The sequence below is a fragment of the Echinicola rosea genome (genome assembly GCF_005281475.1).
Classification (GTDB): domain Bacteria; phylum Bacteroidota; class Bacteroidia; order Cytophagales; family Cyclobacteriaceae; genus Echinicola; species Echinicola rosea.
The window spans coordinates 3,043,662-3,056,324 of sequence record NZ_CP040106.1 but is presented as its reverse complement, the minus strand read 5'-3'; the positions used below and the strand labels follow the sequence as shown (position 1 = coordinate 3,056,324).

The window sequence follows — 12,663 nt, the reverse complement described above, 5'->3', positions numbered from 1 at the left end:
TTATTGCCGATTTAATTATCCAAGGGAAGGAGGCCCTCTAAGTGGGTGTGACTGTAGGTATGGGTTTTCTGATAGGCGATTGTCCAATAGGACATGTCTATGCAGGCCATTTTCATAAACTATCAGTTCTGGTACCCACTGAAAAAAGTCAGCATAATACTGGTAATCCAGCTGCTTTTTAAGATTTTGGTACTCAACGGTTACTGGCGGGTGCTGATGGGTATGTTGAGAATGGGAATGGTTCTTGAAAAGAAAATCCAAAAAGCTGGATGGTGAATCTTTTTTTTCCTGGTCATCCTTTTGTGGAGTATGGTGATGATGCTCAGAAACGGCTACTTTACTTTCCCGATGTCCATGTTGGTGGTGGACATGGGGAAAGGCATTGTGCCCCATCACAAAAACTATGATAAGGAGCATGAAGCAGGCCTTTATTTGATTCAAGAGATTCACTTGAAACAAAAATAGGAAATTATTTTTACTTGTGATTTCTTAATTGCCAAGTGTATTTCATAGTTTAAAAATTTAGAAGAGTAGAAAAATTTTTCTTAATGCTATGAATATCTATTATAATGACTGCTTGGTGTAATGGTATTTATGTAATGCTAGTCTAATAGATGATGATAAATTGATTACCCAAGTGGTAATAGCAAGATGTAGTTTTGTATACAAAACCATCTTTTCAGGCTCCGAAGTCGTATAGAAAGGTGCTCGGGACTCGCAGGCTTTTGATGGGTAAAAATCTGAGATAATCAAGTTCTCAAATACTCAAATTCTCACGCGTTATTGGAGAGAGTAAAATTGAAAACCATTCTCATTTTTACCGGGATTTGAACCTTGGTCAACAAAGAAAACTTTTAACCTTATGGTATTACACGGTGTCGTTCTGGACACCAGCAAGATGTAGGAATGTCTGACGCCATTCCCATCTTGCAGGTCCCTTTGTTAGCATGGGAACAAAATCCTTCAACGGCGGATTTTTCTCTATTATTTAAAAGCGAATATATTTCGATCTTTTCCCTCAAGCATGCAAAGGTATTTTGCTTAGGATATTCCTCAAGGGCAGGTAAATGCCTCCTTACGTCAGCACCCTTGACCAATACCCTTCGCTTCATAAGGTGGCATCCAAGAGGTGAAAAGAAATAGTAGGGTCAATAAAATAGTACAGGGAATTATACCTCTTAAAAAATAATTATCCTAGAACATCAGGGCTTTAGTTATGCAGTAGACACCTCTTTTTGAATTGCAGTCAAGGCCATATAGCACTCTTCAGCTAAAGGCTTTAGTTCTTCACCCATAGTGGATAGGGGATAGTCCATGCATTTATCCATGAACAGCATATAGGTTTCATTAAAATCATTTACATCATCATCTGATATTTCCATCACCTTGGATATGAGATCAAGTATACTAAGAAAATGGCAATAACCTGCATCCAGATTAAGTCTATCCAATCCATAAAGTAATTGGCAATGCTTAAGGTCTTGGAGTATTAAGGTTTTGATAAGTTCGTCTTCTTGAATATTAATCATGATTGGTTTATTAAAGGTGAAACTAAGGCATCTTTTAATACGGCTTTCAATGAATCGTTACTCTCTTTAAGTTCCTTTAAAATATGGATCAAGGATTCCAGTTGATTCTTGTCCATCATATATTTTCTCTTTTCAAGGGCATAAAAAAATTCAATTATTTGACCAGGCTTGATGGTAAGGACATGTATAGGATTTACCTTTGTAAATTCTGAAAATTGGTTGATGATATCTATAGTGATTTTATTCTCCCCACGCTCATACTTGGTATAGTTGGCTTCTGACATGCTCAGATACTCGCCTACCTCTAAGGCCTTAAGATTCCTAAGTTTTCTAAAGGCCATTAAGTTTTGACCAATCGAGTGATTGTCTAGAAGCTGATCCTGGAAAGGAGTAACATCATTCATAACGCCTAAATTTGTGTAATGCTTGGGGCCTTGTTGCCTGATAAATTCCAATACTTGAAATTCTTTGTTATCTTTAGCTTAAAGATTTCCTTATTTATAAAGATCAGAAGAATGAGCTTAGGTTGTAATAAGGAAAATGTTCTAGCTTAGAACATTTCTTTTCAGGTTTAGAAATTTTTATCGATCTCGCTATGCAAAACGTTCAAAAAATCATGCGAATACTAAGGGAGTCCAAGGACTTCAGTCAAGAATATGTAGCTAATAAGCTGGATATTCATCAGCGGACCTATTCTAATCTTGAATCAGGAAAAACCAAATTGACGATTGATCGGATAAAGCAATTGGCTGAGTTTTACCAAGTAGAACCAGAATATTTTTTATCTGAAGAACTGCCAGTTATTAATTATAACACTGGACCAAATAGCCATGGTGGAGTTTTTGAGACGTATAATAATGATTCCGGAAAGTTGGAATTTATGAGGGAATTGTATGAAAAGCTACTGAGGGATAAAAATGAGCGCATTTTGCAATTAGAAGATCAAATAAAAACATTAACCTCATTATTAGAAAAAATTTCAAAATAGAAGTATGGAGATTACCGTATTAGGATCCTTTAGGGTCAGTCATAATTATGCACCAGAACATATTGCAGCAGAATTGGACATCTCATTGGATGATTATTTAAAAATGGAAAAAGGTGAGCTACTATTAACCACAGAACAAGCCACCAAGCTGGGAAAATTTTATAATGTTGATCCTGCTCTATTTTTCTTAAAAGGCTTATCAGTAACAAATTATAACCATGGTCCGAATTCTCATAGTGGGCCAATTACCACTTATAATAATAATTACGGATTTAAAGAAATCGTCGAGAAGTTAATGATAGAAAATGACGAGCTCAAGAAGGAAATTCTAAGGTTGAGTAAAAAGTAACTAATTGAAAATTGTTTTTGACCCTATTTAATATCTAAACTCTACCAATGGGAGGGGCTTTAATGAATTTGGTGGATAATTACCCCATATAGGGCATTTTTTATGTTTTGAGTATTCCTTAGTTTAGGTGATGAATTCAATTGTAAATGCTTATAAATAGTTAGTAAGCGTTTGTAAATGAATAAAGGGGCTTGAATTAACTAAGGTGGCCATTTATGAAAAATAGTATTTAGTATATATATGGGCAATGCATATATATACTCATTGTAAGCAATCCTGCATATGTGAAATGATTAATTGCTGTATGTTTTCAGAAAAAGTAAAATCTGCACCTTGGCATATGGAGAAATTTTTACTAAATACGGAAAGAGATAGGAAAAGTATGTTTGAAATAGTATAAAAACTGCTTACAGTGGCTGCTGCTGATAATGAAGCTGCAGCTAAATTGACTTTATTGGCGATAGATAAAGTTGGAGTAAAATCTATAGAAGATTTTTCAGGGAAATTAAAAACTGCATTGGGTCGACTTTATGCCGGTGGTTATAGTCCTTCTCTCACAAAAAGTGAGTACCAAAGAAAGCCCGTGGAAAAGATTGTTGGTGATACCTCGAAGTATAATGCGGAGAGTGTTTTTATGGAAAGTCTGTGGTGTTTACAGGTAAATTAATGTCAATACAAAGAAAGGATGCCTAACAGCTGATCACAGATGTTGGCGGAATAAATGCTGGCTGGGTAAATAAAAGTACAGACTTTTTGGTTGTTGGGGACTGTAGGGTAGTAGGTTAAGACGGCATGAGTTCAAAACAGAAAAAGGCCATTAAAATGATCAAGAGTGGGGCTGATCTCTAAATCATTTCTGAACAGGAATTTTTGAAGAATTTGTAACATCACTTGATTTTGTATAGTCACTAAAGTCTCCATGCATTAGACTCCATTTGAAGAAATATTTCACTCGACTATGAGTATGCCATTACACCATATCCTAGGATTTTGAAATTCCCATTTCCGGATTTTATAGTTGTCTCGAGATTGTTAACATATATAATATTTCCAAGAGTTAATTTACAGGGCTACCGTATCCCCAAGATAGGCCCATAGTACAAGGGAATAATTAAGGAAGAGCCAACGAGTACGGGAAAGTGGAGGTGTTTACTTTTGGCTAAATTCTAAGAAAAGGTGGTACTGTTTGTAGAGTGTTTTGGTAGGGTATTCATTTTAAAGTATTGTACTATATATCAATTAAAGAAGGAAATAGGTAACTTAAAGTAGAATTAACCAAAGGTATACCAATTAAAAAATAAAGTCGGCATAATATTCTTTTGGATTACTTATATACTAGTTGTGCGCAACAAACGGGGCAAAGGGTAATCGCTGCCAAGGAATTAACCACTTTCAAGAAAAGGAGATTCAGATGAATGACAATTCAGTTGGTTTGATGATTTACGGGGATACGAATTCAACGAAAAATGCCCTTACTGAGGATAAGTACAAGACGTTGGCAAATTCGCTCTCTGAAGCCGGGTTTAATGTAGAGTCAGTTCTTTACAATGATGCTGTAGCTTCACATTTAGAGGGAGAACTTTCCCGATTTTCCGCAGTATTGGTCTGGGTGAATCCTATTGAACAGGGAAATGACAGAAGTCGATTGGATGCTGTCCTGAGGAATCTTTCGGAAAGGGGTGTTTTCATATCAACACATCCAGACGTCATTCTGAAGATCGGAACCAAGAAGGTTTTATACTCCACGCGACATATGGATTGGGGCGGAGATATAGAAATTTATTCTAAATTCTCCGATTTCGAGAAACTTTTTCTTCCCTCACTGGACAAAACAAGCATACGAATATTGAAACAGTATCGGGGAAATGGAGGGAACGGGGTATACAAGGTCCGCCTTGCCGAATCAGACCCAACCAGAATACGAATTGTTCACGCACCCAAATCTACTGAAGAACGAATACTCAAGGTTGATGAGTTTCTCAGGGAATTCCGCAGATATTTCGACAATCGTGGCATGCTCATCAATCAGCAATGGGTGCAAGGGATCACAAATGGAATGGTTCGTTGTTACCTGACAGGTGTCAAGGTTTCTGGTTTCGGCTACCAGGAATCCAATGCACTTTGCCCACAGTCGAATGACCCAGAATCACCAGTGAGGCCCACCAGTGGACGTTTCTATTTCAGTGAACAATGTGGATTGTTCCAGGACTTGCGGCAAATTATGGAATCTAAGTGGGTACCGCAATTGCAAGAAATTCATTCGATTTCTGACCAAATGATGCCTTTATTGTGGGACGTGGATCTTTTCATAAATGATGTTAACGGGCAGGATACGGAGGCAAAATACACCCTCTGTGAAATCAATGTAAGCTGCGTTTCACCATTCCCTCCGAGCTGTGTGAATCATGTCGTAGACCAACTGAAAAAAAAGCTAGTAAATTGAGCGACGGCGATGAGAAAAAATACCTGGTTTGCAGCCCACAACACTCGCTGTGCGGTATCGTTCCCTTCGGTCGCTATACCCAAATAGCCCTATGCAATGCTTCTGGCAACTTCGTATGTCCGCAAACGTTGTGAGCAGGTAGAGTTGAAAAATGAAAAATTGGATTCTGATCATTAGTGTTGCTGTAATTGGCTACTTTAATTGTGGCAGGATATCAGATTTATTATTATAATCCAAGGAATCTCATTTTGATTTATCTTGATAGTATTAATTCATTTGAAAGCTAACCTCAAACGATAAGATTTGAGACTAAAGGTGATATAAAAAGAGTAGAGGTCTAGGGAAGATCCCAATTTTATTTGTTGGTTTTTGAAGTTAAAAAGGTAGGGTTTCTCCTATGGATTCTCCAATACCTATCCGATGCCTAGTATACTATACGTTTACTTTTGGCTAAAATCTAAGAAATCGTAGTACTTTTTAGAGAGTGGGATGACGGACAAATATAGCTCATGTGGGGTGTTTTTTTGTTTTGGGATTCTTTAGTTTTAGGAGGGGACTATGTTGTAAATGTATAATTGGTCTTGAGATAACTATAATGGCCTGTTTTGAAAATTGGTTTTCCTAATTAATTGCAAATTGCACATAATGTAAACTTAAATAGACAAAATCTTCATGTTATCAATCAGATAGTTTGAGGCTTAGGTACACTGTTCGATTGTTTATTGTTTGGTCAATGGTAGTATTGGCATTCATCATAAGGCTTTTTTATAAAGAAAGTATATATTCCTCACTACTGATCTTAGTGTGATAATTTCTGATCCCCCATTTTTAAATTAAAAAGAAAATTATTTCACCCTACTACGGTCTAGCTGGTGAAATTATCTCGATTAGTAATCGTACCATTTGTTTTGCTCATATTCAAACCAATTTTATCAATGGACTTAAAATTTGAAGACCTTCCAACGGCTATTGCCCAACTTATAGAACAAAATAAGCTTATTTTAGAGTCCATTCAAGGCGCAGAATTGACAAACCAGAGCAGTGGTCAGATTCTTACACTTAACAAAATCTGCGAGCTCCTAGAGCTTAAAAAACAGACCGTCTATAGCTATGTATCTAAAGGACTAATTCCTTACTACAAGAAAGCCGGAAAGCTATATTTCATCAGAGATGAAATCACAGAGTGGATCACTTCCAAACCAGCTAAATCCAAGCTAAAAGGAGTACGATATCACCAAAATGGTCGTCTCAGGGACAGGGAATTCAAGAAAATTTAAAAATATTTTTTGCCCCCATTTTGTGTGCAAATCGTGTGCAAATAAAAAAGCCACTTACAATTCCTGATCGTAAGTGGCTGATTTTCAGTGGGCCCACCTGGGCTCGAACCAGGGACCCCTTGATTATGAGTCAAGTGCTCTAACCAGCTGAGCTATAGGCCCTTCAAAGCATTTTATTTATTAGGATTTCTCTTCGAAAACCGCCGTTTAATGCTTCTGGGAAGCTTAAAACATTTTTCCTTGCTTTTGGGACTGCAATGTTACATATTTGATTCCAAAACAACAACATTTGCCCTTATGAAAATAGATAAAAACGTCGATTTTTTTGTATTTGATCTTGGAGGTGTCATCATTGACTTGGACATCCCCTTTACTCTCAACCAATTAGGAATACCACCCAAAACGAATGACGACTCGCCATCTGTTGATTTTATGGCTCATCCTATACATCATGCTTTCGAAAAGGGCGAAATAAGTGCGGTTAACTTTAGGGATGAAATTAGAAAGACGTTTCGAAAAGAATGGTCCGACCAAGAAATAGACAACATCTGGAACGGCATGCTTAAAAGTATTCCCCTACAGAAAATAAACCTTCTTAAGGAGCTTCGGAAAACACACCCTGTCTTTATGCTTTCCAATACCAACAGCATCCACTTCAAAAAAGTAGAGGAAATTCTCTTGGCCGATACCGGTGAAAAGCGTTTTTCGGACCTTTTTGATCACTTGTTTTTGAGTCACGAAATGGGGTACCGAAAACCAGATGTTATTATTTATGAAAAAGTACTGGAAAAAATAGGCATCCCAGCAGAAAAAGGCGTATTTTTCGATGATACAGCACCTAATCTGATAGGTGCTGAAAAGATAGGGCTACGTACAGTCCATATCAATCACCCTAATGCGCTAATGGATTACTTCACGGATGTACACTAAAAAAGAGTACTTACGCCACTTCTCCCTATTTATCATCACCTTCCTTTGCACGACATTGGCTGGCGGGGAGTGGCTTTTTGGGCGTAGCATTCTTTCCAATGATATGCCGCTCACCTGGGAATACTTTTTCCGTTCAATGGCCTTTTCCATTCCCTTTATCGGCATTTTACTTGTCCATGAATTGGGTCACCTTTTTACTTCCATAAAACATAACGTAAAAGCCTCCCTCCCATACTTTATCCCTTTTTGGTTTGGGTTTATTGCACCCTCCATCGGAACCCTCGGGGCAGTTATTAAAATGAAATCCTTGGTCAATAGCAGGCGTAAGTTCTTTGACATTGGCGTAGCCGGCCCATTGGCGGGATTTGTGATCGCCTTTGCGGTATTGACTTATGGCTTCACCCATCTCCCTGATGCGGATTTTATTTATGAAATACACCCAGAATACCTCGACCCTGATTACGCTCCTGACCAAGAAAGTGTATTGGATATCCAACTTGGCCAAAACCTGCTTTTTTATGGCATGGAAAAAATGCTTGCCAATCCTGACAAAATGCCCAATATGAAAGAGGTGATTCATTACCCCTATCTATTTGCTGGATACTTGGCCTTGTTTTTCACAGCCCTTAACCTTCTCCCCATCGGCCAATTGGATGGAGGACATATTATTTTCGGGCTATTTCCGAAACATCACAAACAGATCTCGCACGCATTTTATATTGCATTCATTTTCTTTGCCGGTTTAGGTCTTGTCAATCCAATGATGGATTTCACCTATCTGTTGATTGCCTTGCCGCTTTATGTAGGATTCATTTACATCTGTTTTCAAAAATCCGTATTCAAGCCACAAACCAAACTGGCCATTGCCATTTCCATTGTCACGGTTCAATTTGCATTGTTGAACTTCTTCCCTGATATAAAAGGATACGAAGGATGGTTATTATATGCCTTCCTATTGGGGAGGGTTTTGGGACTGAAGCATCCTCCTGTACAAGATGGGACGCGGCTGAATGCCGGCAGAAAAGTACTGGCCTGGATGGCCATCATTATTTTCATCATCTGCTTTACTCCCAAACCATTTATGATCTCCTAAGAAATCACGATTACTTTTTAGCGACATTGCAAAACAAAAATTCACTCATTCATAACCTTTACCTAACACGCCCTCCTCGATATTTATTTTATCCTTAACTTTATATTGTTTATAGGCTTATTTATGCAGTTTGTTGTACCCAAACCATTACACACCAAGCAGCAAGGATAACGGTAAGCAGCATCATTTTTTTATGAATCTCTATCTTGTTAACTTAACTATTAAATGGTCATGAAGCCACCTGTTTTTTTTAATTCAAACGTTAAAGATTGGTTAGCTGCAAAACTAACCCTTGACACTGAAGTATTTTCGCCTTCAAAAGCCCCTAAATTGCTCCTAGATTTACCGGGAGGTTTGGAAACGGCATCAAAAGCCTGGAGCCTCCATAGAAAGGCCAATAGATTATTACAGCGCATACCACAAAGACTTCATCATGAACCCTATGCGCTTAAATTAGCCATGCTATACCGAGAACTGGGAAGCTACCTCAGTGCACAATCAGGCAGGAAAAGTTTCTATATCAAGCCTCCAAATGGCCCTTCTGCCCGTCTCCTTCCAGCAAAGGATTTCTTAGGGGAGTTTCATAATAAGGTGGTGGAAACAGACAATCAATTGGACCACCTCGAAAATTCCATTTTAATACTAGAAAAGTCAGGGTTCAACAAATATGACCCAAAATGGCTCAACCTTTCCCCTTCTATCAAACAGGGACTTCAACTGGAAGGGTATTCTCCGTTACAGCTACAAAACGTCAGGAAACTATCCTTGAAATTCGATACGGTGAACAAGCTTTACACAAACAGATTGCTTGGAATAGCGGGACTGAATGGACTTTCCTCCTTGGAAATAGCAGGGGAAATATCTTCCGAAACTGAATTCAACGAACTTGCAGCACTGCCTCATCTACAAACGCTAAAAATCGAAAAGGGACCTAAATGTACCTGGCCAAAAGAGGAACTGTTTGTCAAAAAATTCCCCGCACTCAGTCATCTTACCATCAGACATGCCGAGCGGTTGGAAGATTATCAGGTTATATTCCACTTGGATACTTTGGAGGAACTTACGCTTATGGATTTTGCACCGCAAAACCTAAAGGACATCATCACCATCAGAAGTCTGGAGCAATTGAGGAAGATCAACATTCATTTTTCCACCGGTTTTGACCTATCCAGTTGCTCAAACCCGCTGGTCAGAAACCTTATCAAACACTATCAACAATACACTTCCGTAAAATTATACCCGGCAGATTTACCCAATCACTAATCCATCCAGACAATTGAGTAAACTCCAGGAACTGGAAATTACTGCAAGGCTACCTATCAGAATAATTAAATGAAAAACCAATGGACAGGTACGGCCGGACCACGCCGTCTTTTGTGTTGGAAGAAAGCCCGCCGGTGATAGGGCCCAGGAAAGAATCCAAGGTCAGGTCAACCCCGTAGCCCCAAATAAGCCTGTCCTCAAAGAATTCATTGAATTGAAAACCCTCTCCATTGTTTAAAAGAGAATGATAGCCATGACCTAGTAAATTGGTCCCCATCCTCAGGTAAAGGTTCTTTGTTGGAAGCCACTGAAAATTCACCCCAACTTTCCCGAAATTCTCCGTGGTAAGCTCAGCATAATTCAGTCCCCACACAGGAGTATCGTTAAAATCCACCCGTTGATATCCTCCCAATGTAAACTCGCTAAAGCTAAAGTCATCCCCTTGTCCGGACAGGGTAAGCCCCAGCGCCACGGTGGGAATCACTTGAAAGTGGTCGTTTAGTGGGAAATACTTGACATAATTAAAATAAAGAGAAATGAATCCATTCGGCGTAATCTGATCAAGGGTCTCATCCAAGGACTCCTTGGGGATTTTTACCGTTTCATCGCCTTGCCCAAGTGTCAGCGTATCCACATCATTGCGAAGCTTTATGCGGTAATTGCTATATGCTCTAAACATCCCTTCCAATATCGTTTCAGCTCCTGCCGTGGGATAATTGCGATCATTCAGTGAGTTTCTGGTATGCAAAAACCTTAACCCCATATAAGTGAAATAAGCCCCTCGGACTTCAGAAGGAATAGATATATTAAAGCTGGACTGAGCCCGTGACCGCTCATAGAACCCGCCCAGCCAAAAGCTCTGTTTCAGCGAATGCGTGGTAAGGATATTGGCACCAATATGCGTTTCCCTGTTCAAAAACAGGTCTTGTCTGACCCCGTTCACATACTCAGGAATTTGCTGAAACAAATAATTATACCGCAGGTTTAGCGCAAACTTCTTATTGTCCCCTAAGTATTTATAATGGTCTATCCTGAACTTAGGGTTTTGGGAGACATCCAATATCCCCACTGTTCTCGAAGGTTTACCAAAAAGATCACGCACGGTAAGATTGAGCAGTACCCCAGCAGAGAACAGGTTGTCATAATGGAAGGCACCGTGCAAGATAGTAGTGTGTTTTTCTTTTGCTTTAAGCAGCAGCTCATAATCCCCAGTGACGGTAGGCTTAAGGTTATAGTCCACCTTCCTAAAGCCATTGACACCAAAAACCCTATCGATCCCCGCCTGCAAATCAGACCGGGTGACGGTATCCATTGGACTTATACCTAATTTTGACCTAATAAGCTCATCAGAAAAAAGCCGATTTCCCTGAATGGTGATTTTACTAATGCGCACCGGATAAACGATCAGCCCAATCCCGGGGGGCTTGCTTTTTTCCAATGCCAAACTATCCGACAGCTTTTCGAACTTCGCAAAGTTCTCTTCGCCTGCTTTATGTCCCAGGTTGAGTATCTCCCTGTAACTACTAAAACTTGCATTACTATATCCTTCCAGATCAGGTTTGATATAGATATCACAGCCGGAAATATTCGTAGCGAGTTTTTTATATGAACTGGCCATGGCTACCTGCATAAGGATATCAGAAAACGAACCCAATTCCTTGGGATCGACAAAATCCTCCTCACCAACATTGACCCCGATGATGATGTCCGCCCCCATATCCTGCGCCACATTCACCGGGAAATTATTGACCACCCCACCATCGACCACCAAGGTACTGTCCAAATCAAACGGAGTAAATGCTGATGGAATGGCAATACTCGACCGTAAGGCATCAGGTAAATATCCCGACCCTACCACAATGCCCTTCCCGGTCTTTAAGTCAGTGGTCACACAGCGAAATGGAATAGGAAACTCATCAAAATCCTGGTACTGTATCGAAGGCCACGTATAATAATGTAAGGTTTCTGATAATTTCTGTCCCTCTATCAGTCCAGTAGGCACCACTAATCTGCCTTTTATTATGGGCAATTCAAACAAGTAACGATTATAATACTCCTTCTCCTCAAAAGCGATGGTGTTAAAATTCACCCTATTGGAAACGATCAGATCCCAATCTGCCTGCATGATGATCGACTGTAGTTCATCGGCATTATAGCCAATGGCATACAGTCCTCCTATCACTGCTCCCATACTCGTCCCTACGATATAATCGGGACGGATACCGGCCTTTTCCATGGCCTTTATCACGCCCACATGCGCCATCCCCTTGGCACCGCCTCCACTGAGTACCAGCCCTATTTTAGGCCGCTCCTTGTCGCCATCGTTCTGCGCCATTGTCATCAATGGAAACAACAACGCAAAAACCCAAGAAAAATACATTGATCTAGGAAGCATATTGGTCAAAAGTCAACTTCCCTAAAGCTAACCAAAAGTGGCCATATTTGAAACTGAAAGCTTTTTCATATGACTGTTTTTTATCCAAAATAAACATGAATACTGTTTGTTGAGACCCAAAACTGCCTGCTATTAAAGTGGCTAAACCATGGACTTTTAAGAAAAAATCTCCGAAAAACACCCCAAAGTGACAAAATGTCCTGCTCAACTACCTACTTTTTCACCAACCAACCTGTAGAACTGACTTATTTACAGTATCATCCTCACTTCATCGATCAGTACAAAATCCTTTTGATATAATTACAAAATCAAATTTTAATTGTCGTTTATTCTCAATAAAACTATGCCCGCTGTGCTGATTTAACAATTAATTAGCCGTAATAATTAACTTTTTTT

Annotated in this window: 12 protein-coding genes and 1 tRNA gene; 8 read left to right on the top strand and 5 right to left on the bottom strand. The window is 39.3% G+C overall.

All coding sequences use genetic code 11. The features are described 5' to 3' along the window. Positions 1-15: 15 nt before the first annotated feature. The 3 genes from FDP09_RS12330 to FDP09_RS12320 form a co-directional block, all read right to left on the bottom strand. On the bottom strand, positions 16-417 hold the full coding sequence (locus FDP09_RS12330; protein WP_137402953.1) for a hypothetical protein: 402 nt from the start codon (positions 415-417) through the stop codon (positions 16-18). Positions 418-1,214: 797 nt separating this feature from the next. Continuing rightward, a complete protein-coding gene (locus FDP09_RS12325; RefSeq protein ID WP_137402952.1) occupies positions 1,215-1,529 on the bottom strand; it encodes a hypothetical protein in 315 nt (104 codons plus the stop codon). After that, on the bottom strand, positions 1,526-1,933 hold the full coding sequence (locus FDP09_RS12320; protein ID WP_137402951.1) for a helix-turn-helix domain-containing protein: 408 nt from the start codon (positions 1,931-1,933) through the stop codon (positions 1,526-1,528). Before FDP09_RS12320 ends, FDP09_RS12325 begins: the two co-directional genes overlap by 4 nt. A gap of 191 nt (positions 1,934-2,124) precedes the next feature. Between FDP09_RS12320 and FDP09_RS12315 the strand changes: the two genes are divergently transcribed. The 5 genes from FDP09_RS12315 (at position 2,125) to FDP09_RS12295 (ending at position 6,586) form a co-directional block, all read left to right on the top strand. Next, a complete protein-coding gene (locus tag FDP09_RS12315; RefSeq protein ID WP_137402950.1) occupies positions 2,125-2,517 on the top strand; it encodes a helix-turn-helix domain-containing protein in 393 nt (130 codons plus the stop codon). Positions 2,518-2,521: 4 nt separating this feature from the next. Further along, positions 2,522-2,866 (top strand): hypothetical protein, encoded by a 345-nt coding sequence (locus FDP09_RS12310; protein ID WP_137402949.1) that lies wholly within the window; start codon positions 2,522-2,524, stop codon positions 2,864-2,866. Between the two features lie 412 nt (positions 2,867-3,278). Beyond that, positions 3,279-3,533, top strand: coding sequence for a hypothetical protein (locus FDP09_RS12305; RefSeq protein WP_137402948.1), 255 nt, complete (start codon positions 3,279-3,281; stop codon positions 3,531-3,533). Between the two features lie 744 nt (positions 3,534-4,277). Further along, positions 4,278-5,309 (top strand): Cj0069 family protein, encoded by a 1,032-nt coding sequence (locus FDP09_RS12300; protein ID WP_137402947.1) that lies wholly within the window; start codon positions 4,278-4,280, stop codon positions 5,307-5,309. Between the two features lie 935 nt (positions 5,310-6,244). Next, entirely contained in the window at positions 6,245-6,586 is a 342-nt protein-coding gene (locus tag FDP09_RS12295; RefSeq protein ID WP_137402946.1) for a helix-turn-helix transcriptional regulator, read from the top strand. Between the two features lie 88 nt (positions 6,587-6,674). On the opposite strand, the gene FDP09_RS12290 is transcribed toward FDP09_RS12295, so the two are convergent. Next, positions 6,675-6,748: transfer RNA gene (locus tag FDP09_RS12290), tRNA-Ile, on the bottom strand. 135 nt (positions 6,749-6,883) lie between these two features. Here FDP09_RS12290 and FDP09_RS12285 point away from each other — a divergent pair. From FDP09_RS12285 to FDP09_RS12275, 3 genes are all read left to right on the top strand, one after another. After that, entirely contained in the window at positions 6,884-7,516 is a 633-nt protein-coding gene (locus FDP09_RS12285; protein WP_137402945.1) for an HAD family hydrolase, read from the top strand. Next, the gene (locus tag FDP09_RS12280) at positions 7,506-8,609 is read left to right on the top strand and encodes a site-2 protease family protein (protein WP_137402944.1); all 1,104 of its coding nucleotides are present in this window, start codon (positions 7,506-7,508) and stop codon (positions 8,607-8,609) included. The genes FDP09_RS12285 and FDP09_RS12280 overlap by 11 nt, the downstream gene beginning before the upstream one ends. Before the next feature lie 330 nt (positions 8,610-8,939). Then, positions 8,940-9,872, top strand: a complete 933-nt coding sequence (locus FDP09_RS12275) for a hypothetical protein (RefSeq protein ID WP_137402943.1) — start codon at positions 8,940-8,942, stop codon at positions 9,870-9,872. 49 nt (positions 9,873-9,921) lie between these two features. Here FDP09_RS12275 and FDP09_RS12270 read toward each other — a convergent pair whose 3' ends face one another. Next, positions 9,922-12,267 (bottom strand): patatin-like phospholipase family protein, encoded by a 2,346-nt coding sequence (locus tag FDP09_RS12270; RefSeq protein ID WP_137402942.1) that lies wholly within the window; start codon positions 12,265-12,267, stop codon positions 9,922-9,924. Between the last annotated feature and the right edge of the window lie 396 nt (positions 12,268-12,663).